Here is a 26,352-nt window from a genome sequence, read left to right as displayed (position 1 = left end):
GAATGGACAGGCTGACCCATCGGCGGGTGCTGGCGATCGCCGTGCCCATCGTGCTGTCGAACGCCACGGTGCCGCTGCTGGGGCTGGTCGATACCGCCGTCGTCGGCCAGCTGGGCCGCCCCGAGGCGATCGGCGCGGTGGGGGTCGGCGCGGTGGTGCTGACCTCGATCTACTGGATCTTCGGGTTCCTGCGGATGGGCACCTCGGGGCTTGTGGCGCAGGCCCGGGGCGCGGGCGATGCGGCGGAGAGCGGTGCGCATCTGCTGCGGGCGCTGGCCATCGCGGCCATTGCCGGGCTTGCCTTGATCCTGCTGCAAGGCGCGGTCTTCGGAGCGGCGTTCCGCATCGCCCCGGCCTCGGCCGTGGTCGAGGGGCTGGCGCGCGATTACCTGGCGATCCGGGTCTGGGGCGCGCCTGCCACCATCGCGCTTTATGCCCTTACCGGCTGGCTGATCGCGGCCGAGCGCGCCCGGTCGGTCCTGCTGCTGCAACTGGTGCAGAACGGGCTGAACGCGGTCTTGTCGGTCTGGTTCGTGCTGGGACTTGGCCTGGGCGTGCCGGGGGTGGCGGCGGCCACGCTGCTGTCGGAATGGTGCGGTCTGGCCCTGGGATTGTGGATGACGCGCAGGGCCATGGCGCAGGGGCGGACCGCGGCGGGATTGTTCGCGCGGGACAGGCTGGCCCGGCTGACCCGCGTGAACAGCGACATCATGATCCGGTCGGTGCTGCTGCAAGCCAGCTTCACCAGCTTTGTCTTTCTGGCCGCGGGGCGGGGGGATGTGACGCTGGCGGCCAACCAGGTGCTGCTGCAATTCCTGTCGATCACCGCCTATGCGCTGGACGGCTTTGCCTTCGCCGCCGAAAGTCTGGTGGGCCAGGCGGTCGGCGCCCGCAGGCCCGGCGGGGTCCGCCGGGCCTCGGTGCTGACCTCGGTTTGGGGTGCGGGCGGGGCCGCGGCCCTGGCGCTGGCCTTCTGGTTCGGCGGCGGCGCGATCATCGACGGGCTGACCACCTCGCCCGAGGTGCGGGCCGAGGCGCGCCGTTACCTGCCCTGGCTGGGCCTTGCCCCGCTGATCGGGGTGGCGGCCTGGATGCTGGACGGCATCTTCATCGGCGCGACCCTGACGCGCGACATGCGCGTGGCGATGATCAGGTCGGCGCTGGTCTTTGCGGCCGCCGTTCTGCTGCTGCCGCCGGTCTGGGGCAACCATGGGCTTTGGGCCGCGCTGATGGCCCTGAACCTGTCGCGCGGCGTCACCATGGCGCTGCGCTATCCCCGGGCCGAGGCGGCCGCCATGCCCGCATGAAAAAGGGGGCCGTCCGGCCCCCGATGCGGTCGGCTTGCCCGCCGGACCCGGCTATTCCGCCTCGTCGATGATCTGCCGCCGTGCGACAAGGGTCAGTTCGGCCATCTTGGCGCGGATTTCCGATTCGTCCGCCTTGCCTTGCAGATCGGCCGCCAGCTTGCGGACCACATCCTCGTAGCCCGGCTCCTCGAAGTCGGAGGTCACAACGGTCAGGGCATAGGCGCGGGCGTCGTCGCCCGTCTTGCCCAGAAGGCCCGCCGCCCATTCCCCCAGCAGGCGGTTTCGGCGCGCGTCGGCCTTGAAGCGCAGGTTGGCGTCATGGGCGAACTTGGATTCGTACCCGCGCTCGCGGTCGTCGAAGGTGGTCATCGTGGCCTCCGCTGTTGTCTTGGTGAAAGCTTAGCCTGCCGGCGGGGGCTTGCAAGCCTCTCGTATTGCCCCCGGGGCCGCTTGTAAGGTAAGGCGCATGAAATAAGGGACATGCGAAAGGACGCCCGCCATGGCACCGCGCCGCAAGAAAGTTTACGAAGGCAAGGCGAAGATCCTGTACGAAGGCACCGAGCCGGGCACGCTGGTCCAGTATTTCAAGGACGACGCCACCGCCTTCAACGCCCAGAAAAAGGCCGTGATCGAGGGCAAGGGCGTTCTGAACAACCGCTTGTCCGAATTCTTCATGAACGGGCTGACGAACATCGGCGTCCCCAACCACTTCATCCGCCGCATCAACATGCGCGAGCAGCTGATCCGCCAGGTCGAGATCGTTCCGCTTGAGGTGATCGTGCGCAACTTCGCCGCCGGTTCCATCTCCAAGCGTCTGGGGCTGGAGGAAGGCACGCTGCTGCCCCGTCCCATCGTCGAATACAGCTTCAAGAACGACGAGCTGGGCGACCCGATGGTGTCCGAGGAATACATTATCGCCTTTGGCTGGGCCACCCAGCAGGATCTGGACGACATCGTGTCCCTGGCGCTGCGCGTTAACGACTTCCTGTCGGGCGTCTTTTATGGCGTCGGCATCAAGCTGATCGACTTCAAGATCGAGATCGGCCGCGTGTGGGACAACGACTTCATGCGCCTGATCGTCGCCGACGAGATCAGCCCCGACAGCTGCCGCCTGTGGGACATGAAGACCGGCCAGAAGCTGGACAAGGACGTGTTCCGCCGCGACCTGGGCAACCTGACCGACGCCTATACCGAGGTCGCGCGCCGGCTTGGCCTGATGCCCGCCAACACCACCAGCCTCAAGCCCACCGCGATCAACTGAAGGAAAGCGCCATGAAAGCCCGTGTCACGATCATGCTGAAGGATGGCGTTCTGGATCCGCAGGGCGAGGCAATCCGCCATGCGCTTGGCGGCCTGGGCCACAAGGGCGTCGCGGGCGTCCGTCAGGGCAAGCTGATCGAACTGGATCTGGAGGCGTCCGATCCGGGCCAAGCCAAGGCCGAGGTCGAGAGGATGTGCGAAGGCCTGCTGGCCAATACCGTGATCGAGAAATATTCGGTCGAGATCGTCTGACGCAGCGGCAATCTGCGTTTATCGTCAGGTTGCCCCGCAGACCCCGTTGCAAAAGCGGCGGGATTATCGCCCAATGTGCCGATGATGAACGACAAAGCCGTCCAGAACGACGTTGCCCCCGTGATCCGCATCCAGGGGCTGCACAAGGCCTATGGCTCGGTCGAGGTGCTGAAGGGCGTCTCGATGACCGCGCCGCGCGGGCATGTGGTCAGTCTGATCGGGTCGTCGGGATCGGGTAAGTCCACGCTGCTGCGTTGCTGCAACCTGCTGGAAAACAGCCAGGCGGGCGAGATCAGCTTTGAAGGCGAGGCGGTCCGCTGGAGGGGCCAGGGCATGGCCCGCGTGCCTGCCGACCGCGCGCAGGTCATGCGGTTCCGCACCAACCTGTCGATGGTGTTCCAGCAGTTCAACCTGTGGTCCCACATGACCATCCTGCAAAACGTCATGGAGGCGCCGGTGACCGTGCTGGGCCAGGACCGCGCCCAGGTCGAGGCTCGCGCCCGGTCGCTGCTGGACAAGGTCGGCATCGGCGACAAATGCAACGCCTGGCCCGCGCAACTGTCGGGCGGCCAGCAGCAGCGCGCGGCCATCGCCCGCGCGCTGTGCATGAACCCCAAGGCGCTGCTGTTCGACGAACCCACCAGCGCCCTTGATCCCGAATTGCAGCAAGAGGTCGTGCGCGTCATCAAGGATCTGGCGGACGAACAGCGCACCATGATCATCGTGACCCATGACATGCGCCTGGCCGCCGATGTCAGCGACCATGTGGTCTTTCTCCACCAGGGCCTGATCGCCGAGGAAGGCCCCCCGGACCAGCTGTTCGGCGCCCCCCGGACCGACCGGCTGCGCCAGTTCCTCAGCGCCTCGGCGCATTGAAAAAAAATGACCAACAGGAGACCTTAGGAATGAAGAAACTGCTGCTTGCCGCGACTGCCCTGGCCCTGACCGCCGGCATGGGACTGGCCCAGACCGTGCGCATGGGAACCGAAGGCGCCTATCCCCCCTACAACTTCATCAACGAGGCGGGCGAGGTCGCGGGCTTTGAACGCGAGCTGGGGGACGAGCTGTGCCGGCGTGCGCAACTGGAATGCACCTGGGTCAAGAACGACTGGGATTCGATCATCCCCAACCTGGTCTCGTCGAACTATGACACGATCATGGCCGCGATGAGCATCAACGAGGAACGCAAGGCTGTTATCGCCTTTACCCAGGACTATCTGCCGCCCGCGCCGTCGTCCTATGTCGCGTTGCAGGACGGGGTCGATCTGGAAGGCGGCGTCATCGCCGTGCAGACCGGCACCGTGCAGGCGTCGCACATCGCGGAAACCGGGGCGACTCTGCTGGAATTCCCGAACATCGACCAGGTTCTGGCCGCGATCCGCAACGGAGAGGCGGATGCGGGCTTTGGCGATCACGAGGTGATGCGTCCCTTTGTCGAGGACAGCAACGACCTGGTTTTCGTGGGCGAGCAGGTGAACCTGGACGAAGGCATCGGCGTCGGCCTGCGCCAGTCCGATACCGAACTGCGTGAAAAATTCGACGCCGCCATCACGTCGATGAAGGAAGACGGCAGCCTGAACGAGTTGATCAGGAAGCATTTCGGCGACGACGCGCAGACCTACGAATGATCTGACGGGCTGCGGGGCGACCCGCGGCCGTTATCGGGACGAACGATGTTTTCCTTTTGCAGCGACCCATCGGTGCTGGACGGGCTTGCGTGGCTGTCGTGCTATCTGACGACAGGCACGCACATGCTGTTCTATGCCAGCTTCGGCGTGGTCCTGATGCTGCTGGCGGTCACCGCGCCCATCGCGCTGCTGTTCGGTTACGGCGGCGCGATGGCGTCCCGGTCGCGCATCGCGCCGCTGCGATGGTTCGGCAGACTGTACACGTCGATGGTGCGGGGGGTGCCCGACATCATCTTCTTCCTGTTCGTGCCGATCGCCCTGGACCAGGGCCTGGAATGGCTGCGCCACAAGGCGCTGTGCGACAGCGACGCGCCGGTCCGGCAGGGCAACGATTTCGTTGTCTGCGCGGCGGCCAAGCTGCCCTTGTCCACCAGCCCGGAGTGGGTCCATGACATCTATGCCATGGTTCTGGCCGTTATCGCCTTTTCCGTCGTCTTCGGCGCCTTCGCGGCCAACGTGCTGCATGGCGCCATGCAGGCCGTTCCCCGCGCGCAGCTTGAAACGGCCGAGGCCTACGGCATGACCCCCCGCCAGGTCTCGCGCCGGATTTTGGTGCCGCAGATGTGGACCTATGCGCTGCCGGGGTTGTCGAACCTGTGGATGATCCTGATCAAGGCCACGCCGCTGCTGTTCCTGCTGGGGATCGAGGACATCGTTTACTGGGCGCGGGAACTGGGCGGGGCCAAGACATCCTCCTTCGCCTATCCGCATCCCGACTGGCGGCTGTATTACTTCCTGGTGGTGCTGGGCTTCTATCTGCTGATGACCTGGGTGTCGGAACGGGTTCTGAACCGCGTGATCGCCCGCCTGTCCGCCGGTCAGGCCACCATGGCCGGCGAGGCGCAGCGCAAGGCGGTCGCGCCATGACCTGCGCGCAGACGATCCTGGATTACGGGTTGCGCTCGTTGGGCATCGGTGAACGGCTGCTGCCGCGTTCGGATTTTACGCTGTGCCAGCAGGTCACGCTGATCGGGTCGGGGCTGATCTGGAACCTGTATTTCGCCTTTTTCGCGCTGCTGTTCGGGTTCTTCCTGGCGACCGGGCTGGCGCTGGCCAGGACCAGCACGAACCCCTGGCTGCGCAGGCCCGCCGACGGCTTTATCTTCCTGTTCCGGGGCAGCCCGCTGTTTATCCAGTTCTTTCTGGCCTACGAGGCGCTGGTTATGCTGCCCCGCGCAGGCGTCGAGGTCTTCGGCTTCACGGTTGCGACAAGCTGGCTGGCGAAGGCCTGGGCCGGCGCCCTGATCGTGCTGACGCTCAACACCGCCGCCTATTCCGCGCAGATCTTCCATGGCGCGCTGATGGCTGTCCCAAAGGGCGACATCGAGGCCGCCGAGGCTTACGGCATGACCGGCTGGACCAAGTTCCGCCGCATTCTGTGGCCCACGATGCTGCGGCTGGCCTGGCCGTCCTACACCAACGAGGCGATCTTTCTGTTCCACGCCACGACGCTGGTGTTCTTTTCGGGCTTTCCGGCCTTTCAGCAGCGCGGCGACAGCCTGTATTACGCCAGCTATTTCGCGGGCCAGACCTTCAACCCCTTTGTCGCCTATCCCATTGTGGCGGGGTATTTCGTTCTTTGCACCCTGGCCTTGATCGCGCTGTTCGGCATCGTGAACCGGCGTCTTAACCGTCATCTGCCCGGTGCCGTCGGGCGCGTCAGATACCGTCCGCAAGTTTTCCGGTGATTTCATGGACTGGCTGAAAGAACACCCCGAGGTCAAGACCATCCGCGTAGCCGCCGCCGACCTGAACGGGGTCGCGCGGGGCAAGCGCATTCCCGCGCGCTATGCCGACAAGATCCTCGAGGAGGGCACCAAGTTCCCCTTCTCCGTCCTGAACCTGGACATCTGGGGCGAGGATGTCGAGGACAGCCCGCTGGTGTTCCAGATCGGCGACCCCGACGGATTGCTGCTGCCGACCGAACGGGGCTTTCTGCCGATGCCCTGGCTGGACGCGCCGACGGCGCTGTTGCCTTTGTGGATGTTCCACCTGGATGGCCGCCCCTACGAGGGCGATCCCCGGCAGGCGCTGGCCCGCGTGGTCGAACGCTACAACCAGGCCGGGCTGACCCCGGTGGTGGCAACCGAACTTGAGTTCTTCCTGATCGACGATTCGGGCCGCCAGTTGCGCGTGCCGCCAAGCCCGCGTTCCGGCAAGCGCCGCACGGGAGGCGAGGTGCTGTCCCTGCGGGCGCTGGACGCCTTTGACCAGTTTTTCACCACGCTTTACGACGCCTGCGAGGCGATGGACATTCCCGCCGACACCGCGATTTCCGAAGCGGGGCCGGGCCAGTTCGAGATCAACCTGATGCACCAGCCCGACCCCCTGAAGGCGGCGGACGACACCTGGCTGTTCAAGATGCTGGTCAAGGGGATCGCGCGGCAATACGGGTTCGCGGGCAGCTTCATGGCCAAGCCTTACGAGACGTTTTCGGGCAACGGGATGCACATGCATTTCTCGATCCTTGACCGGGCCGGCCGGAACATCTTCGACAACGGCGGGGACGAGGGGACCGAGCAGTTGCGCCAGGCCGTGGCCGGATGCCTGCGCGCGATGCCGGGATCCACGCTGCTGTTCGCCCCGCACGAGAACAGCTACGACCGGCTGGTCCCGAACGCCCATGCGCCCACCGGCATCGGCTGGGCCTACGAGAACCGCACCGCCGCCATCCGCATCCCCTCGTCCAGCCCCCGCGCGCGGCGGATCGAGCATCGCGTGGCGGGGGGCGACGTGAACCCTTATCTGACCGTGGCGGCCATCCTGGGGGCGGCCCTGAACGGGATCCTCGACAAGCTCGAGGCGCCCGAGCCATTCAAGGGCAATGCCTATGACCAGAAGCTGGAGCAATTGCCCGGAACCTGGGGTCAGGCCATCGACGCCTTTCACCAATGCCCCGAGATGCGGCGCATCTTTCCCGAACACCTGATCGAGAACTTTGTTCTGACCAAGCGGCAGGAACTGCACTACATGGCCGAACTGTCGGACGAGGAAACGGTGGAGCTTTATCTCGACACCGTGTAATGCGGGGCGGGCCAAGGGCAGCGGGCGAAACCGCCGCCCGGCCGTTCAATCGGTATGTTCGGGCAGTGCCTTCAGGTCTTCCTTGCTCCACCGCGACACGCCGTGGACGACGCCGTCGCCGTCGCGCATCAGATCCAGGTCGGCCACCGGCACCAGAACCGGCTTTGATCCGATTCCCAGGAAACCGCCCACGTCGATCACCACCTGCGCGCTGCTGCCGGTTCCATGCACATGCGAGATGGTGCCCACGGTGTCATCGCCGGGGCCATAGATCGTGGCGCCGGTCAGCACCGCATCCGTCAACTCGTCCGGCAGAAGCCGGGGATGTTCGGAATGGTCCATGTCTGTCCTCCATTGGCTTGGCCATGGCAGGCCAACGTCCGGCAGGGGCAGGCGTTCCGTCCGGTCAGTTCAGGTATTTCTCGGGGTCCACGCTGTCGAAGCCCTGGCGCACCTCGAAATGCACGAAACCGCCCCGGCCCGCCTTGCCGAGGGACTGGCCCGCCGAAACGCTGTCGCCCTTGGCCACGTCCAGCGCGTCCAGCCCGGTATACACCGTCATCAGGTTGCCGTCGTGCCGGACCACGACAATGGGGGCGCCGCCGGTGTCCCTTGTGACGGCCGCCACCGTGCCCCGGCCTGCCGCCTTTACCGCCGTCCCGGCGGTTGCGGAAATGTCGATGCCGTCGTTCTTGCCCTTTTCATAGACCCGGATGATCGACCCCGACACCGGCATCTGGAACCGCCCCGCGGCCGAGGCCGCCGTGCGTGTCGCGCCCAGGTCGGTGACGGGCGCCTTGGGGCCGGGCTCGGCGGCGGGGGTGGTCTTCTCGGACGGCAGGGGCTCGGCGGCCGAGGGCGGGCGCGGGGTCGGGCTGCCGCTGCCGGGCATGGTGGTGACCGCAGTGGCGCTTGGCGGTTTCTGCCCCGAGACGGGAATGACAAGCCGCTGTCCGACGCGCAGCGACATGCTGGTGGGAAGCCCGTTCCATGACGCCAGATCCTGCACGCTGACATCGTATTTCCGCGCAATGGACCAGGCCGTCTCGCCCGCGGCAACCGTATGTTGCGCGGGATTGGCCCTGGCCACGGGCGCGGGGCTGGCCGCGGGCGCAGGGGCGGCGGCGGGACCACGGGCGGGCTGGCCCGCGATGGGATCCTTGACGCCGCCGCCGCCGAGCGCGGGCGCCGTTCCCACCCGCTGCGGCAGGACCAGGGTCTGCCCGGCGGACAACGGCGCGTCCGGCGGCAGGGCGTTGTGCTGCGCCAGGCGGGCCGCGTCGATGCCCAGACGGCGGGCGATGGCCGTGGGCGTGTCGCCGCCTTGCGCGATCACGACCTGATAAGAGGGAAAGCTGATGATGCCGCGGCTGTCGGGCTGCGGGCGCGGCGCAGCGCGGGCGGCGGCATCGGCGGTGCTGAGGGATCCTGGCATCCAGCCGCGCAGGTCGGGATCGAAGCCCGTCGCCCCGCAAGAGGCCAGAAGAAGCACCGCCGCCCCGGCGCTGGCGGTCGATCTGAAAGTCCTGCTCATCGTTCTTGTCGTCCTTAGCCTGCCACGGCGCAGATCGGGGTCATGTCTGTCCCAACCCTTCGACCAGCGGAACAAACCGCACCTGCCGCAATTCGTCGTAATCAAAGCCGGTTTCGGTCCGGGTGACGCGGATCAGGGTCTGGACCGCATCGGACTGTCCTACCGGCACGACCATGATACCGCCGATCTTCAACTGTGCCAACAAGGGGCCCGGCGGATCCTCGGCCGCGGCGGTGACAAGGATGCGATCAAAGGGCGCCTGGTCGGGCAGGCCGCGCGATCCGTCGGCCACCTGCGCGGTGATGTTCGACAGGCCGAGCTGGCGGAAGATCGCCTCGGCCTCCTGCACGAGGCGGCGGTGGCGATCGACGGTATAGACCCGTCGGCACAGCCCCGACAGAACCGCCGCCTGATAGCCGGATCCGGTGCCGATCTCCAGCACGGTGTCGCGCGGGCCGGGGTTCAGCGACTGCGTCATCAGCCCCACGACCGAGGGCTGGCTGATCGTCTGCCCGCAGGGGATCGGCAGGGGCGTGTCCTCATAGGCGCGGTCGGCGAACTGGCCGCGCACGAACAGCCCCCGGTCGATCCGCTCCATCACCGCCAGGACGCGGGGGTCGGTCACGCCGCGAGAGCGCAACTGGAACAGAAAGCGCATCTTGCGCTCGGCCGGGTCGTCCTCGTCGCCGTGACCTTCGGTCATTGGTTCTCCGTCTCTCGCGGGCTGTCTTCCAGCACGGCGGCCAGATCGCGAAGCGAGGCATGGCAGGTCAGGTCGGCCCGCATCGGCGTGACCGAAATGAAGCCGTCCATGTTGACCGCGACATCGGTGCCGGGCCGGGCCGGGGCGTTCTGCGCGCCGCCCGCCGCCCACATGAAGCGGCGTCCGTTCGGCGCGGTGTAGGGCACGACGCTGAAATTCGTGCCCCGCCTGCGCCCTTGCGGCACGACGCGGGTGCCGCGCACCGAGGCCGCTGGGACCGGCGGAAAGTTGATGTTGTAGAACAGCCGGAAATCCGCGTCCGAGGTCCAGTCGCCATGATCCAGCAGGCGGCGGATGACGGCGGCGCCGTGGCGGCGGGCGCCTTCGAACGGGTCGGCCAGACCGGCGGTCTGCGGCCCCAGGTATTGCGACAGCGCGATGGCGGGCAGGCCTTGCAGCGCGGCTTCCATCGCGCCGCCGATGGTGCCGGAATACATCGCGTTCTCGCCCGAGTTGTTGCCCCGGTTCACGCCCGACAGCACCAGATCGGGCCGCGCATCCGCCATGATGTCGCAGACGGCGGCCAGCACGCAGTCGGCGGGGCTTCCCTCGGTCACGTAGCGGCGTTCGTCCAGGCGCGCGACCATGGTCGGGTGGGCATAGCTGATGCAATGGGCCACGCCCGATTGCTCAAAGGCGGGGGCGACGGTCCAGACCTCGCCCCCGGGACCGGCGAGGGTGGCGGCGATCTCCTCCAGCACCTGAAGGCCGGGTGCGTTGATGCCGTCGTCGTTGGTGATCAAGATGCGCATTGTCCGGCCCGCTGGTCCTGCGCCGAAAAGCAGCGCCCGTTCACGTCTTCGTTCCTGATTAGCCGGGCCATGGACGGGCTTCAAGCACCTGCTGGCCCACGGGGGACCGGAAAGCGGTTTGACGGGACCGCCGGGCCGTTGCATCCTTGCCCCCGACGCAGGCGGCGCGCGGTTTCATGCAGATCTATCTTCCCATCGCAGAGGTATCGGTCAACGCGTTCACGCTGGTCGGGCTTGGCGGGCTTGTGGGCCTGATGAGCGGGCTGTTCGGCGTCGGCGGCGGCTTCCTGATCACGCCGCTCTTGTTCTTCATCGGCATTCCCCCCGCCATTGCGGTGGCGACGGGCGCGAACCAGGTCGTCGCATCCTCGGTATCGGGCGTCCTGGCGCATGTGAAACGCAAAAGCGTCGATTTCAGAATGGGCGGGGTGCTGCTGGCCGGAGGGCTGGTGGGATCCTGGCTGGGGGTCTGGGTCTTCACCATCCTGCAACAGGTGGGTCAGGTCGATCTGGTGGTGCAGCTGTGCTATGTCGTGTTCCTGGGTCTGATCGGCATGATGATGCTTCAGGAAAGCGTCCGCGCGCTGCGCCGGTCATCCATGCCCGGCCACCGGCGCCGCCTGCACCAGCACAACTGGGTCCACCGCTGGCCGGTCAAGGTCAAGTTCCGCGCCTCGGGCCTTTACATCAGCGTCTTTCCCCCGCTGCTGGTGGGGTTGGCCGTGGGCGTGCTGGCCGCGATCATGGGGGTGGGCGGCGGCTTCATCATGGTGCCCGCGATGATCTATCTGCTGGGAATGCCCACAAAGGTCGTGGTCGGCACGTCGCTGTTCCAGATCACCTTTGTCACCGCCTTCACGACGCTGATGCACGCCGTCAGCTACAACACCGTGGACATCATGCTGGCGGTGCTGCTGATCATCGGCGGGGTCGTCGGCGCGCAGTTCGGCACCACGCTTGGCGCGCGGCTGCGGGCAGAGCAGTTGCGGATCCTTCTGGCGCTGCTGGTGCTGGCGGTTTGCGGCAAGCTGGCGCTGGATCTGTTCCTGACGCCCGACGATCTTTATGTCGTCCAGCAAGGGATCGGCTGATGCGCGCCGTGTTCGCCGGGCTGATGCTGCTCGCCCTGGCCGGCTCGGCCGGCGCGCAGTCCCTGGTTCCGCAGACCGACGCCGGCGCCCTGCCGATCCAGGCCGCGCCCACCGCCGACACCCCGCCCGAGGAAAGCGTCGTTGCGGGCCTGTCCAGCGATTCCGTCGCCATCACCGCCAGCTTCAACGGATCCGAGATCCTGATCTATGGCGCGATCAAGCGCGAGACCCCGATCCCCGAAGGACCGCCCTTGCAGGTGATCGTCACCGTCGAGGCGCCCTCCAGCGGCGTCACCGTCTGGCGCAAGGAACGCAAGGCGGGTATCTGGATCAATTCCGAGGCGGTGAGGATCGGCGCGGCGCCGGGCTTCTATGCGGTGGCGACCTCGGCCGCGCTGGAGGACATCCTGCTGCCGGAATGGGACAGCCGCTACCGGATTTCGCTGTCCCACGCGATGCGCGCCTTCGCGGGCGAGGTTGCCGTCGAAAGCGCCGTCCCCTTTACCGAGGCGCTGGTCCGCCTGCGCGAGGACGAGGGGCTGTATCGCCTGGACGAGGGCAGCGTGTCGCTGATCGACCAGACGCTTTTCCGCGCCGATGTCAACCTGCCCGCGAACTTGGTCGAAGGCGCCTACAAGACGCGCATCTTCCTGTTGCGGAACGGGCAGGTGATCGACGTGTTCGTGGCCCCGATCAACGTGCGCAAGGTGGGGGTGGAACGCTGGCTGTATCGGCTGGCCTTCGACCAGCCGTTTCTCTACGGGCTGATGTCGCTGGGTGTGGCGGTGTTTGCAGGCTGGGGCGCGTCGGCCGCGTTCAGGAAGCTGCGGCGGCCTTAGCGCGCGGGATCGCGCCGTCTTTGTCGGCACCCTTATGCCGTGGGCGGGGGAAACGCCGTGCGTTTCCCGGTCCCGCCCGCAAAATCGAGAGCCGCCCTAACCTCCGATCAGTTCCGCCTGCCGCACGATCACCTCGGCCTGCTTGATCGAGGCGATGTCCACCAGCCGCCCCTTGTAGACGGTCGCGCCAGCGCCTTCGGCCTTGGCCTTTTCCATGGCGGCCAGGATTTCGCGCGCCTCGGTCACGGCGGCGTCGCTGGGCGAGAAGACCTCGTTCGCCAGCGCCACCTGGCTGGGATGGATCGCCCATTTGCCGACCATGCCCAGCGTCGCCGACCGGCGCGCCTGCGCCACGAACCCTTCCGCGTCGCCGAAATCGCCGAAGGGTCCGTCCACCGGCAGCAGCCCGTGCGTCCGGCAGGCCGCGACAATGGCGGCCTGCGCCCAATGCCATGGATCGGGCCAGTATTTCTGCCCTTCGCGGATCATGTAATAGTTCTCCTGCGTCCCGCCGATGCCGGTGGTGGCCATACCCATCGAGGCCGCGAAATCCGCCGCGCCCAGGCTGATCGCCTGCATCCGGGGAGAGGATGCCGCGATCTCCTCGACATGGCAGATGCCCGCCGCGCTTTCGATGATCGCCTCGAATGCGATGCGCTTGGTGCGCCCCTTGGCGCGTTCCACCGCCGTGACAAGGGCATCGACGGCATAGATGTCGCTGGCGTTTCCGGCCTTGGGAATCATGATCTGGTCCAGCCGTTCGCCCGCCTGTTCCAGCAGGTCCACCACGTCGCGATACCAGAAGGGCGTGTCCAGCCCGTTGATCCTGACCGACAGCGTCTTGCCGCCCCAGTCGATGTCGCCGATGGCCTGGATGATGTTCTTGCGCGCCCGGTCCTTGTCGTCGGGGGCGACCGAGTCCTCCAGATCCAGGTTGATCACGTCGGCGGCGGATTTCGCCATCTTCTCGAACAGGCTGTCGCGCGATCCGGGGCCGAACAACTGGCAGCGGTTCAGGCGGGCAGGGGGCAAGGGTTGGGTGCGAAAGCTCATGGGATCCGTTCCGAAAAGATTTCCGTTCCGACAAGCAATATTGTTTCGCATCCGCAGCATCAAGCCCGGACTTGGTTTGGCTTGACGGCGGCGCGCTTTGGGCGCAGGACCACGGCGACAGTCGAACCCAAGGGGATAGCATGACGCGCACGGTGTATGTGAACGGCGATTACCTGCCCGAGGATCAGGCCACGGTCTCGATCTTCGACCGGGGCTTCCTGATGGCCGACGGCGTCTACGAGGTGGTCAGTGTCCTGGATGGCAAACTGCTTGATTTCGAAGGCCATCTGGTGCGCCTGAAGCGGTCGCTGAAGGAACTGGCGATGGACAATCCGCTGTCCGACGAGGATTTCCTGGCGGCCTTCCGCGCGCTGGTGGACAAGAACGCGATCACCGACGGGCTGGTTTATCTGCAAGTCACGCGCGGCAACCCGGGCGACCGGGATTTCGCCTATCCGGCGGCGGGCACCCGGCCCACGGTGGTGATGTTCACGCAATCGAAGCCCGGCCTTGCCGATGCGCCCGCAGCGAAAACCGGCTGGCGCGTCATCAGCATCGAGGACCAGCGGTGGGCGCGCCGCGACATCAAGACGGTGCAGTTGCTTTATCCGTCGATGGCCAAGATGGAGGCCAAGGCGCGCGGCGCGGACGACGCCTGGATGGTCGAGGACGGCATGGTCACGGAAGGCACCAGCAACAACGCCTATATCGTGAAGGGCGGCAAGATCGTGACCCGGGCGCTGTCCAACGACATCCTGCACGGCATCACCCGCGCCGCCGTGCTGCGCTTCGCGGCCGAGGCGCAGATGCAGGTAGAAGAACGCAGCTTCACCATCGCCGAAGCGCAAGGGGCGGACGAGGCCTTTATCACCTCGGCAAGCGCCTTCGTGATGCCGGTGGTGGAAATCGACGGCGCGGCAGTCGGCACCGGGCAGGTGGGTCCGGTCGCCACGCGCCTGCGCGAGATCTACCTGGAAGAAAGCCGCAAGGCCGCGGTCTAGGCCAGCCCCTCGGATCCGCGCACCAGCCGCGCCCTGCCGCGGTCCTGCATCAGGCGCGCGGCGTCCGGGCCGGGGGCGGGCAGGGCCAGAACGGCATCGCGCAGAACGGCGATCGCCTCCTCGCCCTTGGGCAGCGAGGCGGGGTCGATGGGCGCGCCCACGGTGATGCGATAGGGCTGGCGGCGCTTGTTCAGAACCTCGTTGAACAGGGTCACGTCGCGCAGCGTGGGGTGGATGGCGTCCAGCAGGTAGAACAGCGCCGAATTGCGGGCGCGGATGTTCATGGGGATGATCGGCACGCCGAACTTGCGCGCGATCATCGCGGCGCTGGCCATCCAGGGGCGTTCGTGCAGCGTCAACCCGTGGCGTTTCGCCAAGCGGCCCGACGGGAAGATCAGCCCGATCCGGCCCGCCGCCAGAGCCTCGCGCGTGTAATCCATCGTGGCCTTGGTCTTGGCGTGGCTGCGCTTTTCCAGCCGCCATTCGACGCCGGCGATCAGATCGGCTGTCTGCGGCAGCACGCGGATCATGTCGTGGTTGGCATAGATGAACAGGTCGTCGCGCAGATGCGACATCAGCGCATGGACGACGATGCCGTCGGCGATCCCGGTCGGATGGTTCGCCACGATCAGGGCAGGGCCGGTGGCGGGGATATGCTCCATCCCCTCGACCCGGACGTCGCGGACGATCAGGTCGGTCATGCGGCGCATGATCTCGGGCGTGGGGGCGTCGCGGAACTCGGCCCCCAGGCGGATGGTGGTGGGATAGCGCAGCAGGGCCATCATGGCCCATTTCGCCAGCCGGTGATGGGGCTTGCCGGAATAAAGCCAGGGCGCCCGCTCGGCGATCAGCGGGTCCAGACGGGCCTGCATCTCGGCCTTGGCGTCGGCGTGTCGGTCAGTCATTCCGGCCTTTCTGCCCCGGCGCGCGGGCGCCCGCAAGCGGCATCATCGGCCTGCGGCGATCATCCGCGACACCATCTCGCGGGTGTTCCTGCTCAAACCGTCGGCAGAGGCGATTCGTTCCAATGCCCCCAAAGCCTTGGCCCGGCGCGCGGGGTCATAGCGGGTCCAGGTCTCGAAGGCGGTGGACATGCGGGCGGCGATCTGCGGATTGACCGGGTCCATGCGCAGCAGCCAGTCGGCGGTGAAATCATATCCCGATCCGTCGGCCGCATGGAAACCGGCGTGATTGGCCGACAGCCCGCCCAGCAGCGCACGGAAGCGGTTGGGGTTCTTCCAGTCGAAATCCTTGCGCTGCGACAGGGTGCGGGCGATCTGCGCCGCCTGGGCCGGGGGCGCGGCCATGGGCTGGATGGCGAACCACTTATCCATGACCAGGCGGTTGTCGGCGAATTCGTCCCGCAGCGCCGCCAGTTCGGTCTGGCCCCGTCCACGCCGAAGCAGGGCCGTCAGCGCAGCCATGCGTTCGGTCATGTTGCCCGCGACGCCGAACAGGATCTCGGCCCGCTCGCCCCCGTCGATGCGGGTCAGCAGCGCCAGCACGGCGTTGCGCAGCGACCGGCGCGCGGCATCCGCCGCATCGGGGCGATAGGGACCGGCCACCGTCATGACGTCGTAAAGACCCGAGAGAAGATCCAGATGGGTTTCGGCGATCCGGCGGGCCAGGGCTTCGCGCGCGGCATGGATCGCGTCGGGATCGGGGATGGTGCCGTCCGCCGACAGGCGGGTGGCGATCTCCTCCTCTCCCGGCAGGTTCAGGCAAAGGGCGCGGAAGGCGGGATCGGCGGATTCGTCCGCGATCAGGCGGCCGACGGCCTCGATGTAATCGCCGTCGGCGGACTGTCCTTGCGCGGCGGCGGTCAGCGCCGACAGCGCCAGGTCGCGGCCGGCCTCCCACCGGGCAAAGGGATCGGTGTCGTGGGCCAGCAGAAAGGCGCGGGTGGCGTCGTCCAGCGGACGCGACAGCATCACGGGGGCGGAAAAGCCGCGCAGCGCCGACACGACCGGGCGCGCGCCCAGGCCGTCAAAGGCGAAGGACTGGCGGGCCTCGGTCATCTCCAGCACCCGTGTCGCCGCGACCTCGTCGCCGTTGGGGCCGATCAGGCCCACGGCGATGGGGATCACGCGCGGCGGTTTGTCGGACTGGCCGGGGGTGGGCGGGGTGTCTTGCGTGAAGGTCAGGGTCAGCGTGCCGCCCGCCTTGCCCGCCTGCCAATCCTCGGCCATGGTCAGGCGCGGGGTGCCGGCGTCGGTATACCACCGCTTGAACTGGGTCAGGTCGCGGCCCGTGGCGTCCTCGAAAACCTTCAGCCAATCCTCGATGGTGGCGGCGTCGCCGTCGTGGCGGTCGAAGTAAAGATCCAGCGCCCGGCGATACCCGTCGTCGCCCACAAGGCGCTTGAGCATCCCGATGACCTCGGCGCCCTTCTCGTAGACGGTCGCGGTGTAGAAGTTGTTGATCTCCTCATAGCGGTCCGGGCGCGGGGGATGGGCCAGCGGCCCGCCGTCCTCGCGGAACTGGCGGCTGCGCAGGGCCTGCACGTCCTCGATCCGCTTGACGGCCGCGCTGCGCATGTCGGAGGTGAACTGCTGGTCCCGAAAGACCGTCAGACCTTCCTTGAGGCAAAGCTGGAACCAGTCGCGGCAGGTGATCCGGTTGCCGGTCCAGTTATGAAAATACTCGTGCGCGATCACCGCCTCGATGCGTTCATAATCGGTGTCGGTCGCGGTTTCGGGGCTTGCCAGCACCAGTTTCGAGTTGAAGATGTTCAACCCCTTGTTTTCCATGGCCCCCATGTTGAAATCATCGACGGCGACGATGTTGAAGACATCCAGGTCGTATTCGCGGCCATAGACATCCTCGTCCCATTTCATCGACTTGATCAGCGATTCCATGGCGAAGCCCGCGCGGTCCCCGTCGCCCGGGCGGACCCAGACGTTCAGCGCAACCCTGCGGCCCGATCGAGTGGTGAAGCTGTCGCTGACCGCCACCAGATCGCCCGCGACAAGCGCGAACAGATAGGACGGCTTGGGCCAGGGATCGTGCCATTCCGCGCGGCCCTGCGACTGGCCGACCGGGTTGCCGTTCGACAAAAGCACCGGCAGGTCGCTGTCGATGGTGACGTGGAAGGTCGCCATCACGTCGGGGCGGTCGGGATAGAAGGTGATGTGGCGGAACCCTTCGGCCTCGCACTGGGTGCAGAACATGCCGTTCGAGATGTAAAGCCCTTCAAAGGCGGTGTTGGCCGACGGGTCGATCTGGACGGCGGTTTCAAGCAGGAAAGGATGCGGGGGCAGGGCGGCCGCGGCGACCGTCAGCGTCTCGTCCTGGCGGCTGACATGGGCAGTGTCGGGGGCCTGGCCGTCGATGGTCAGCGACAGCAGCTCCACCCCCTTGCCGCCGTCCAGGACCAGGTCCTGCGGCGCGCCCGGATCGCGCGGCACCATCGACAGGGCCGTGCGGACCCGCGTGGCGGTCGGGTGCAGGTCGAAAGTCATCCGCGTCGCCGACAGCACAAAGGGATAGGGCCGGTAATCGGCAAGATATCGCACAGTCTGCCCGTTGGTCTGGGTCATCGCATCCTCGGCATGAAGAAAGCTGCTCCGCCGGGCGGAACTTCATCTTGTCCAATGTGTTAGTCGCACGAAGGCCGGGTCGCAAGTCGGCTGGTCGATCCTACGCAGCCCGCCCCATCGCGAGGGACCGCAGGAAGACCGCAGCTTTGGCGACACTGAACCGGTTTCCCAACCTTGGACTTGGAGGCCAGCAATGACCCATGACCCGAACGATCCGAACCGCGTCCGCCCGGCGGATCCGACCGTGCGCAACGAAACCTATGTCGAGCCTGTCGAGCGTCGTTCCTCGCCCCTGCCGCTGATCATCGGCGTCCTTCTGGCGCTGGCCCTGGCCTATTTCGTGCTTCAGCGGTTCACCGGCGACGACACCGTGGCTGTCGATGGCGACACCACCACCGTGACCACCACCGAAGGCGGAGACACGGGCGCGGCCAGCGACGCCGCCGCTGACGCCGAGGCCGCCGCGGCCGATGCCGAAGCCGCCGCCGAAAGCGCGACCGAGGCCACCGAGAATGCCGCCAGCGATGCTGCCACGGCGACCGAAGGCGCGGCCGAGGACGCTGCCGCTGCCGCCGAAAACGCGGCTGAAAGCGCCGAATCCGCTGCCGATAACGCTGCCGAGGCCGTCGGCACCGCGACCCAGGATGCCGCGAATGCCGCAAGCGAGGCCGCCGACAACGCCGCCGACGCCGCGGCGCAGGCGGCCAGCGATGCGGGCGAAGCCGTGGAGGACGCCGTGACCGTTGACGAGGCTCCGGCCACCACCACGACGCCCACTCCGGCGCCCGCGACGCCGGCGACCCCGGCCCCCGCTACGCCCGCGCCTGCGAACTGATTGCGGTCAAGCCTTGCCGTTCGCGCCCGGAGTTTCAAACTCCGGGCGTTTCCTTTTGCCGCTCTGCCCGTCCCGGACATTCGTATCGTTAGGTCAATTCGCGGCCTTGTGAACAAATCTTTCGCGGTGCTATCTGTCACCCAACCGAAACGGAACGAGCGGGGGACAACAGGGCCATGAAGGTTGGCGCGTTGAAGGAAAGTTTCGAGGGTGAGGCGCGGGTCGCGATCACGCCATCCTCTGCCGGGCATCTGATGAAGCTGGGCCACGAGGTTTTTGTTGAAAGCGGTGCGGGCGCGCGGGCCGGGTTTTCGGACGACAGCTATCGCGCGGCGGGGGTGACGGTGGTGCCGTCCGCCGCCGAGTTGATCCGCTCGGTCGACGTGGTGGCCAAGGTGCGCCAGCCGTCCGAGGGCGAGATCGGCCAGATGCGCGAAGGCCAGACACTGATCAGCTTCTTCTATCCCGCGCAGAACAGCGAACTGCTGAACCTGGCCAAGGAACAGGGCATCACCGCCATCGCCATGGACATGGTGCCGCGGATCAGCCGCGCGCAGAAGATGGACGCGCTGTCGTCGATGGCCAACATCGCGGGCTATCGCGCGGTGATCGAGGCCGCGAACAACTTCGGCCGCTTCTTCACCGGGCAGGTCACGGCGGCGGGCAAGGTGCCGCCCGCCAAGGTCCTGGTGGTGGGCGCGGGCGTGGCGGGCCTTGCCGCCATCGGCACGGCGGTGTCCCTGGGCGCGCAGGTTTATGCCTTCGACGTGCGCCCCGAGGTGGCCGAGCAGATCGAAAGCATGGGCGCCGAGTTCGTGTTCCTGGACTTCGAGCAAGCGCAGGACGGGGCCGCCACCGGCGGCTATGCCGCGCCTTCCAGCCCCGAATTCCGCGAAAAGCAGTTGGCCAAGTTCCGCGAGCTTGCGCCGCAGATGGACGTGGTGATCACCACCGCGCTGATCCCCGGCCGCGACGCGCCCAAGCTCTGGACCCGCGACATGGTCGAGGCAATGAAGCCCGGCAGCGTGATCGTGGACCTTGCGGCCGAACGCGGCGGCAACTGCGAGCTGACCATCCCCGACGAACGCCATGTGACGGAAAACGGCGTGACGATCATCGGCTATACCGACTTTCCGTCGCGCATGGGCGCCCAGGCGTCCGAGCTTTACGGCAACAACGTGCGCCATTTCCTGGCCGACCTTACGCCCAAGAAGGACGGCGTGATTCATCACAACATGGAAGACGACGTGATCCGGGGCGCGACCGTGACGCGCGACCACGACGTGACCTGGCCGCCGCCGCCTCCGAAGATCGCGGCCATCGCCGCGCAGAAGCCCAAGGAAAAGCCCAAGGCCCTGACGGTCGAGGAACGCCGCGCCGCCGAGGTCGCCGCCTTCCGGGCCGAGACGAAGTCGCAGGTCACGCTGCTGGGCGCGGGCGCCATCGTCCTGCTGCTGATCGGCGCGGTCGCGCCCGCCAGCTTCATGGCGCATTTCATCGTCTTCGTGCTGGCCTGCTTTATCGGCTTCCGGGTCATCTGGAACGTGGCGCATTCGCTGCACACCCCGCTGATGGCGATCACCAATGCGATCAGTTCCATCATCATCCTGGGCGCGCTGATGCAGATCGGGTCCGGGTCGTGGTGGGTGGTCCTGCTGGGCGCGTTGGCCGTGCTGATGGCGGCCGTCAACATCTTCGGGGGCTTCATGGTCACGCGCCGGATGCTCGCCATGTTCCAGAAGTCGTAAGGGGACAGCCATGGAATACGGATTCACCACCGCGGCCTACGTGGTCGCAGCCGTGCTGTTCATCCTGTCGCTGGGGGGCCTGTCGGGGCAGGAAAGCGCCAAGCGCGCGATCTGGTACGGCATCGTCGGCATGGCGCTGGCGGTGCTGGCCACGCTGTTCGGGCCGGGCGCGGACAACTGGCTGTTGTCGCTGGTCATGATCGCCATCGGCGGCGCGATCGGCTGGGTCGTGGCGCAGCGCGTCCAGATGACCGAGATGCCGCAGCTTGTGGCCGCCATGCACTCTCTGGTGGGGCTTGCGGCGGTCTTCGTGGGCTTCAACGCGCAGATCGAACTGGCCCGCGTCCTGCGCGCCAAGGCCGCCGAGGGCGTGGACGTCTTCTACGGCTTCGCCGCCGTGCTGGCCCACAAAACCCCGGCCGAGATCGCCATGCTGAAGATCGAGGTGTTCCTGGGCATCTTTATCGGCGCCGTGACCTTTACCGGGTCGGTCGTGGCCTTCGGCAAGCTGGCGGGCCGCGTGGACGGCAAGCCCAGGAAGCTGCCGGGCGGGCACATGCTGAACGCGGGCGCGCTGGCGCTGTCGGTGCTGCTGGGCATCCTTTACTGCACGGGCGTTGGCCCCGCGATCTTCTGGCTGATCCTGATCACGCTTCTGGCGTTCTTTATCGGCTATCACCTGATCATGGGCATCGGCGGGGCGGACATGCCGGTGGTGGTGTCGATGCTGAACAGCTATTCCGGCTGGGCCGCCGCGATGATCGGCTTTACCCTGTCCAACGACCTGCTGATCGTGACGGGCGCGCTTGTGGGCTCCTCGGGTGCGATCCTGTCCTATATCATGTGCAAGGCGATGAACCGCAACTTCGTCAGCGTGATCCTGGGCGGCTTCGGCGGCGAGACGGGACCGGCGGCGGAAATCGAGGGCGAGCAGATCGCCATCGACGCCGAGGGCGTGGCCGCCGCGCTGAACGACGCCGACAGCGTCATCATCGTGCCGGGCTATGGCATGGCCGTGGCGCAGGCGCAGGGCGCAGTCAGCGAACTGACCCGAAAGCTGCGCGCGGCGGGCAAGACGGTGCGCTTTGCCATCCACCCTGTCGCGGGACGCCTGCCGGGCCACATGAACGTGCTGCTGGCCGAGGCCAAGGTGCCCTACGACATCGTGCTGGAGATGGACGAGATCAACGAGGATTTCCCGAACACGGATGTGGTGATCGTCATCGGCTCGAACGACATCGTGAACCCGGCGGCCCAGGACGATCCGAACAGCCCCATCGCCGGAATGCCGGTCCTTGAGGTCTGGAAGGCCAAGCAGGTGTTCGTTAGCAAGCGCGGGCAGGGCACCGGCTATTCGGGCATCGAGAACCCCCTGTTCTTCAAGGAAAACACCCGGATGTTCTATGGCGACGCCAAGGACAGCCTCAACAAGCTGCTGCCCATGATCGAGTGATCGGCAGGATGGACCAGGGCAGGGGGCGCGAACAATCGCGCCCCTTTCCGCATCAGCCACGCCGGTCCGACCGGCCATGAAGGGAAGCTGCGTCATGGGACCGGAACTTGAACATCCGCTGCGATACGATCTCGTCAACGAACTCCATGCGCGGCCCTCGCCCCGGCTGTCCGCCCCGGCCACCTGCGTCTTTGTGGCCTTCAAGGAACCGCGCGACGCGGCCAACCGGGATCGGGCGCGGGATCTGGCGCATCTGACGCAACTGACCGGCAGGCATGGCGGACCGCGGCCCGATCCCCATGAAAGCCATTACCAGGGGCGGCTTGGTCGCCATGACCTGAAATGGGAAAGCCATACGGAATTCGTGACCTATATGGCGCTGACGCCTGGCCTGCCGATCCGGCCCTTCGACCCAAGCGCGGGAGCGATCTTTCCGCAGGACTGGCAGCAGGCGGCGCCCGGCAAGCGCGTGGCCGCCGTCATGGTGCAGATCGACCTGCTGCCCGACGATCCGGCCGAGGCGCTGGACCGCATCGGCACCTGGTTCGCCCGCGACAGCCTGACCGCCGTCTGGGTGCTGGAGGAAGCGGCCCTGATCGCGGGCGATTTCAGGATTGACGCGGACGGCTGGATGCGATTCGCGCTGTTCGTGAGGCCGGGGGTGGGCGAGGGCCGCATCGGCCGGATCGTGCATCGCCTGGTCGAGCTTGAAACCTATCGCGCGATGTCCATGCTGGGTCTTGGCCGGGCCCGCAATCTCAGCAACCGGCTGAACGAGCTTGAGCCGCGCTTGTCGGCCATCGTGGACGGCATGACGGACGAGTCCCGCCCCGCCGAGGCGGTCCTGCACGAACTGCTGACGGTTTCGGCTGAACTGGAGGCGCAGGCGGTGCAGCACTCTTTCCGGTTTGGCGCGACCAAGGCTTATGAGGCGATCGTCACGGACCGCATCACGGCGCTGCGCGAAACGCGCTTTGCCGGTCGCCAGATGCTGACCGAGTTCATGCGCCGCCGGTATCGTCCGGCAATGAGAACCGCCAATTCCGCCGAGACCCGGCTGAAAACGATGCTGGAACGCGCGGCGCGGGCGGGCGAGTTGCTGCGCACCCGGGTCGATGTCGAACGCTCGGCGCAGAACCAGCTGCTGCTGGAGCGCATGGACCGCCGCGCCGACCTGCAACTGCGCCTTCAGCACACGGTCGAGGGGCTGTCGGTTGTCGCCATCAGCTATTACGTCGTGGGCCTGCTGTCCTATGCGCTGTATCCGGTCGCGGCCAAGCTGGGTGTGGACAAGGCCTATCTGATCGCGGGCCTGACGCCCGTGGCCGTGCTGGTCGTCTGGTGGGCCATGCGGCAGGTTCGGCGACGCCTGCACAAGCATGGGCCCGCGGGCGATTTGTGACTTGTGGACGCGGGGCAGGGCGTTGATAAGGCAAGCATAAGGCCAATGATCGAGGTTGACATGAAACTGCTTCTTGCCCTTGCCGCCGTTCTGACGCTGTCCGCCTGCGGCGTCCCGCTGGTGCCCTTCGTCTGATGGCCGGGATCCTGACCCTTTACGGGCTTGCGCATTGTTCCACCTGCCAAAAGGCGCAGGCCGAACTGGAACGGCACGGCTGGACGGTCGCGTTTCGGGATGTCCAAAAGCAACCGCTGACCGAAAACGAACGCGCGTCCCTGCTGGCCGATTTCGGCGACAAGATCGTCAACCGCGCCAGCCTGACCTGGCGCGCCATGTCCGAGGAGGAGCGCGCCGCCGATCCGGTCGCGATGATGGGGGCCAAGCCCAGCGTCATGAAGCGCCCGGCCATTGCGGCGGGCGACCTGCGCCTGCTGGGCTGGACCGCGAACGTGAAGCGCGCCCTCGGGATGCCTGCCTAGCCCTTGCCCCCCGCCAGCGACCGCATCAGCGGCACGATCCCCGACAGGTCATAGCCCGCCTCGGCGGCGGTGGACAGAAGCTCGCCCTCGGACTGCTTTCCGGCCTGGCTCAGCGCCCAAAGGACGGTGGAGCGGTTGCCCGACCGGCAATAGGCGAGGGCAGGCTTTTCCCCCGCCAGCGCCTCGGCAAAGCCCTGGATCAGGTCGGGCGTGATCTGGCCCGGCATGAAGGGCAGATAGTGATACTCCATCCCCGCATCTGCGGCAGCCTGGGCCATCAGCTGATGGTCCACGGCGCCGGCTTCGTCGTCGGGACGGTTGTTGATCAGCGTCCTGAAGCCCGACGCTGCCAGCAGCGGCACGTCCTCGAGGGCGATTTGCGGTGCGACGGCAAGGTTCGGCGTAAGCTGGCGCAGGTCCATGACAAGCCCTTTGATGACGACAAACCCCCGATTGGGGCGAAGCGGCAGGGAATGTCAAGCGCGTGCAAGGACGACCGCCAACGGGCCGGGCAGGGGGCGCCAGGTCGGGCACCACCCGGTCGGCGGTGCCGAAGTCGCCACCGTCGCCATAAACGGACGGGGTGATGGAAACCGCGAACCTGCCGTGCACGCTGCTGCCGGCCTGGCGTGCTGTCCTTGACCGAGATGCATTCGGCTGCGGGCAGCCAGGGCGTTTCATGTCCAGAAGATAGACATTCATGGTAGCTTATTGGCTGCGCTTTCGTCACCCGCCGCGATCACGTCGAAAATCCCGATGGGCAAGGCAGCGATTCATGGCAAGATCAGTGCGCCGATAACGGAGCGGCTGATGGTCATGGCAATGGCTTGCCGAAAGCCGCGCTGACGCGCAGCCTGGAATGCGACGCGCAGGCCCGGGCACAGGAATGCTGATCTTGTTTCAATAATCTTAAAATAGTCTGTTGTTTTAAATATTGATTTTCTGTCAGCGTCTCAGCATCTGTGGCTTTGCATTCGTCTGCTGCTAAGCGGACTGATCGTTCCTTGACTAGGCCGCCGCCTGCCATTCGACAAGGGCCGGAAGGTCAGCGAAATGATCGAAAGAGGTCAGATGCGGCAGGTCGGACAAGGGGGTCTGCCGGTAGCCTTGCGAGAAGATCAGGAACGGCACCGGGACCGCCGCCGCGCAGGCGGCGTCGAACTCACTATCGCCGACATAGAAGGCCTTGGGCTGCCGTGGATCGGCGCCAAGGCCCGCCAGGGCGGCGCGCAGGGGCGCCGGATGGGGCTTGCGTTCAGGCACCGAGTCGCCGCCGATGACGCAGGCGAACAGACGCGCGATTCCGAAATGCTCCAGAATGACTTCGGTGACGGCATGCGGCTTGTTCGTGCAGATTCCCAAGGGGTGCCCACGGTCCGCCAGCAGCGCCAGGGTTTCGGCGACGCCGGGAAACAGCCGGGTCATTTGCGTGGCGTTCTGATAGCACAACATGAAGGCCGCGACGTAATCGGGCTTCTTGTCGTCGGGCAGTTCGCTTGCGGCAATGATTTTTTGCCACAGAACGTCCACGCCGCCGCCGATGAAGCTGCGAACCTGTTCAAGGGTCAGCAAGGGCGCCCGGTGCTGGCCCAGCACGGTGTTCACGCAAGCGTGGATATCGGGCGCGCTGTCGATCAGCGTGCCGTCCAGATCGAAGACGATGGGACAAGGCGAAAGGCAGACATTCATGCGGTTTTCCATTTGATCGAGCAACCCATTGACGGAACCTGGTTCTTTGGTCCTTTGCCGGTTTCAGCGATTTGCAGCATGGCGTCCAGAAGCTCGCGCCGCGCATCCGCTGGTCCGGCGGTTCGGGCCGAAGAGTCAAAACGGCCGCGATATTGCAGCTCTCCTGCGGCGTTGTAGCCGAAGAAGTCGGGCGTGCATTCGGCGCCGTAAGCGCGGGCGACCTGCTGCGTTTCGTCATAAAGATAAGGAAAGCTGAACGCGTGGCGATCGGCCATGACCTTCATCTGTTCGGGTCCGTCCTCCGGGTACCGTTCGGCGTCATTGGCGGAGATCGCCACGACGCCGATCCCGGCTGCTTGCATCTGCCTTGCGTCGCGCACGATCCGGTCGATGATCGACCGGACATAGGGACAATGGTTGCAGATGAACATGACCAATGTGCCGCGCGGACCCGCCACATCCGTCAAACCGTAGAGTTTTCCATCCGTGGCAGGCAGCCGGAAATCGTGCCAGGGCGCGCCGAAATCGCAGACAGGTGGTGAGACGGCCATGATTGCTCCCTTGCCTCGGCATGGTCAGTTTGGAAAATGCGAGCGACTAGAGCAAGTGCGGCAATGGTCGGATAGCGGCAGTTTTTCCATAA

Annotated in this window: 27 protein-coding genes; 16 read left to right on the top strand and 11 right to left on the bottom strand. The window is 66.4% G+C overall.

The genetic code is table 11. The features are described from left to right. The first annotated feature begins 2 nt into the window (after positions 1-2). On the top strand, positions 3-1,307 hold the full coding sequence (locus ACFOM8_RS01260; RefSeq protein ID WP_377758553.1) for an MATE family efflux transporter: 1,305 nt from the start codon (positions 3-5) through the stop codon (positions 1,305-1,307). Between the two features lie 51 nt (positions 1,308-1,358). Here the strand turns inward: ACFOM8_RS01260 and ACFOM8_RS01255 are convergent, their stop codons facing one another. Then, complete coding sequence (locus ACFOM8_RS01255; protein WP_377758552.1) at positions 1,359-1,676, bottom strand: DUF1476 domain-containing protein; 318 nt, start codon at positions 1,674-1,676, stop codon at positions 1,359-1,361. A 130-nt stretch (positions 1,677-1,806) separates the two neighbouring features. On the opposite strand from ACFOM8_RS01255, the gene purC reads away from it, so the two are divergent. The 7 genes from purC (at position 1,807) to ACFOM8_RS01220 (ending at position 7,531) form a co-directional block, all read left to right on the top strand. Next, positions 1,807-2,568: a phosphoribosylaminoimidazolesuccinocarboxamide synthase gene (gene purC / locus ACFOM8_RS01250; RefSeq protein WP_126155922.1), complete on the top strand. Its 762-nt coding sequence runs from the start codon at positions 1,807-1,809 to the stop codon at positions 2,566-2,568. Between the two features lie 11 nt (positions 2,569-2,579). Continuing rightward, entirely contained in the window at positions 2,580-2,819 is a 240-nt protein-coding gene (gene purS / locus ACFOM8_RS01245; protein WP_377758550.1) for a phosphoribosylformylglycinamidine synthase subunit PurS, read from the top strand. Positions 2,820-2,900: 81 nt separating this feature from the next. Next, the gene (locus tag ACFOM8_RS01240; protein WP_377758548.1) at positions 2,901-3,695 is read left to right on the top strand and encodes an ABC transporter ATP-binding protein; all 795 of its coding nucleotides are present in this window, start codon (positions 2,901-2,903) and stop codon (positions 3,693-3,695) included. 29 nt (positions 3,696-3,724) lie between these two features. Then, positions 3,725-4,447 (top strand): transporter substrate-binding domain-containing protein, encoded by a 723-nt coding sequence (locus ACFOM8_RS01235; protein ID WP_377758546.1) that lies wholly within the window; start codon positions 3,725-3,727, stop codon positions 4,445-4,447. Positions 4,448-4,492: 45 nt separating this feature from the next. Further along, on the top strand, positions 4,493-5,374 hold the full coding sequence (locus ACFOM8_RS01230) for an ABC transporter permease (protein WP_377758545.1): 882 nt from the start codon (positions 4,493-4,495) through the stop codon (positions 5,372-5,374). Beyond that, complete coding sequence (locus tag ACFOM8_RS01225) at positions 5,371-6,195, top strand: ABC transporter permease (RefSeq protein ID WP_377758544.1); 825 nt, start codon at positions 5,371-5,373, stop codon at positions 6,193-6,195. The genes ACFOM8_RS01230 and ACFOM8_RS01225 overlap by 4 nt, the downstream gene beginning before the upstream one ends. Before the next feature lie 4 nt (positions 6,196-6,199). Next, positions 6,200-7,531 carry a glutamine synthetase family protein gene (locus ACFOM8_RS01220; protein ID WP_377758542.1) on the top strand — a complete coding sequence of 444 codons (1,332 nt, stop codon included), beginning with the start codon at positions 6,200-6,202 and terminating at the stop codon, positions 7,529-7,531. A gap of 45 nt (positions 7,532-7,576) precedes the next feature. Here the strand turns inward: ACFOM8_RS01220 and ACFOM8_RS01215 are convergent, their stop codons facing one another. From ACFOM8_RS01215 to surE, 4 genes are all read right to left on the bottom strand, one after another. After that, positions 7,577-7,873: a PRC-barrel domain-containing protein gene (locus ACFOM8_RS01215; RefSeq protein ID WP_377758540.1), complete on the bottom strand. Its 297-nt coding sequence runs from the start codon at positions 7,871-7,873 to the stop codon at positions 7,577-7,579. Between the two features lie 64 nt (positions 7,874-7,937). Next, positions 7,938-9,065: a LysM peptidoglycan-binding domain-containing protein gene (locus tag ACFOM8_RS01210; protein ID WP_377758538.1), complete on the bottom strand. Its 1,128-nt coding sequence runs from the start codon at positions 9,063-9,065 to the stop codon at positions 7,938-7,940. Positions 9,066-9,105: 40 nt separating this feature from the next. Beyond that, positions 9,106-9,768 (bottom strand): protein-L-isoaspartate(D-aspartate) O-methyltransferase, encoded by a 663-nt coding sequence (locus ACFOM8_RS01205; RefSeq protein ID WP_377758536.1) that lies wholly within the window; start codon positions 9,766-9,768, stop codon positions 9,106-9,108. After that, complete coding sequence (gene surE / locus ACFOM8_RS01200; RefSeq protein WP_377758534.1) at positions 9,765-10,580, bottom strand: 5'/3'-nucleotidase SurE; 816 nt, start codon at positions 10,578-10,580, stop codon at positions 9,765-9,767. The genes ACFOM8_RS01205 and surE overlap by 4 nt, the downstream gene beginning before the upstream one ends. Positions 10,581-10,756: 176 nt before the next feature. Here surE and ACFOM8_RS01195 point away from each other — a divergent pair, with 176 nt between their 5' ends. After that, the gene (locus tag ACFOM8_RS01195; RefSeq protein WP_377758532.1) at positions 10,757-11,671 is read left to right on the top strand and encodes a sulfite exporter TauE/SafE family protein; all 915 of its coding nucleotides are present in this window, start codon (positions 10,757-10,759) and stop codon (positions 11,669-11,671) included. Continuing rightward, positions 11,671-12,510, top strand: coding sequence for a TIGR02186 family protein (locus tag ACFOM8_RS01190; protein WP_377758530.1), 840 nt, complete (start codon positions 11,671-11,673; stop codon positions 12,508-12,510). Before ACFOM8_RS01195 ends, ACFOM8_RS01190 begins: the two co-directional genes overlap by 1 nt. A gap of 96 nt (positions 12,511-12,606) precedes the next feature. Here the strand turns inward: ACFOM8_RS01190 and ACFOM8_RS01185 are convergent, their stop codons facing one another. Continuing rightward, a complete protein-coding gene (locus ACFOM8_RS01185; RefSeq protein WP_377758528.1) occupies positions 12,607-13,563 on the bottom strand; it encodes an L-malyl-CoA/beta-methylmalyl-CoA lyase in 957 nt (318 codons plus the stop codon). A gap of 140 nt (positions 13,564-13,703) precedes the next feature. Between ACFOM8_RS01185 and ACFOM8_RS01180 the strand changes: the two genes are divergently transcribed. Then, positions 13,704-14,564: a D-amino-acid transaminase gene (locus ACFOM8_RS01180; protein ID WP_377758526.1), complete on the top strand. Its 861-nt coding sequence runs from the start codon at positions 13,704-13,706 to the stop codon at positions 14,562-14,564. On the opposite strand, the gene ACFOM8_RS01175 is transcribed toward ACFOM8_RS01180, so the two are convergent. Beyond that, positions 14,561-15,469, bottom strand: coding sequence for a 1-acyl-sn-glycerol-3-phosphate acyltransferase (locus ACFOM8_RS01175; protein ID WP_377758524.1), 909 nt, complete (start codon positions 15,467-15,469; stop codon positions 14,561-14,563). The two genes, ACFOM8_RS01180 and ACFOM8_RS01175, sit on opposite strands and share 4 nt — an antisense overlap. Positions 15,470-15,511: 42 nt before the next feature. After that, positions 15,512-18,103, bottom strand: a complete 2,592-nt coding sequence (gene pepN / locus ACFOM8_RS01170; RefSeq protein WP_377758522.1) for an aminopeptidase N — start codon at positions 18,101-18,103, stop codon at positions 15,512-15,514. 193 nt (positions 18,104-18,296) lie between these two features. Between pepN and ACFOM8_RS01165 the strand changes: the two genes are divergently transcribed. From ACFOM8_RS01165 to ACFOM8_RS01145, 5 genes are all read left to right on the top strand, one after another. Next, on the top strand, positions 18,297-18,938 hold the full coding sequence (locus ACFOM8_RS01165) for a hypothetical protein (RefSeq protein ID WP_377758520.1): 642 nt from the start codon (positions 18,297-18,299) through the stop codon (positions 18,936-18,938). A 176-nt stretch (positions 18,939-19,114) separates the two neighbouring features. After that, on the top strand, positions 19,115-20,686 hold the full coding sequence (locus ACFOM8_RS01160) for a Re/Si-specific NAD(P)(+) transhydrogenase subunit alpha (RefSeq protein ID WP_377758518.1): 1,572 nt from the start codon (positions 19,115-19,117) through the stop codon (positions 20,684-20,686). A gap of 10 nt (positions 20,687-20,696) precedes the next feature. Further along, a complete protein-coding gene (locus ACFOM8_RS01155) occupies positions 20,697-22,139 on the top strand; it encodes an NAD(P)(+) transhydrogenase (Re/Si-specific) subunit beta (protein ID WP_377758517.1) in 1,443 nt (480 codons plus the stop codon). A 94-nt stretch (positions 22,140-22,233) separates the two neighbouring features. Further along, positions 22,234-23,541 (top strand): DUF3422 family protein, encoded by a 1,308-nt coding sequence (locus ACFOM8_RS01150; RefSeq protein ID WP_377758515.1) that lies wholly within the window; start codon positions 22,234-22,236, stop codon positions 23,539-23,541. A 134-nt stretch (positions 23,542-23,675) separates the two neighbouring features. Next, on the top strand, positions 23,676-24,020 hold the full coding sequence (locus ACFOM8_RS01145) for an arsenate reductase family protein (RefSeq protein WP_377758513.1): 345 nt from the start codon (positions 23,676-23,678) through the stop codon (positions 24,018-24,020). On the opposite strand, the gene ACFOM8_RS01140 is transcribed toward ACFOM8_RS01145, so the two are convergent. The 3 genes from ACFOM8_RS01140 to ACFOM8_RS01130 form a co-directional block, all read right to left on the bottom strand. Next, complete coding sequence (locus tag ACFOM8_RS01140) at positions 24,017-24,442, bottom strand: TIGR01244 family sulfur transferase (RefSeq protein WP_377758511.1); 426 nt, start codon at positions 24,440-24,442, stop codon at positions 24,017-24,019. The genes ACFOM8_RS01145 and ACFOM8_RS01140 overlap by 4 nt on opposite strands. A 586-nt stretch (positions 24,443-25,028) precedes the next feature. Next, positions 25,029-25,709, bottom strand: a complete 681-nt coding sequence (gene gph / locus ACFOM8_RS01135; protein ID WP_377758509.1) for a phosphoglycolate phosphatase — start codon at positions 25,707-25,709, stop codon at positions 25,029-25,031. Then, entirely contained in the window at positions 25,706-26,260 is a 555-nt protein-coding gene (locus ACFOM8_RS01130) for a thioredoxin family protein (RefSeq protein WP_377758507.1), read from the bottom strand. The genes gph and ACFOM8_RS01130 overlap by 4 nt, the downstream gene beginning before the upstream one ends. Positions 26,261-26,352: the final 92 nt, after the last annotated feature.

The organism is Paracoccus angustae, assembly GCF_042648745.1.
In the GTDB taxonomy this organism is placed as follows: Bacteria; Pseudomonadota; Alphaproteobacteria; order Rhodobacterales; family Rhodobacteraceae; genus Paracoccus; species Paracoccus angustae.
This window is presented reverse-complemented; position numbering and strand designations above follow the sequence as displayed.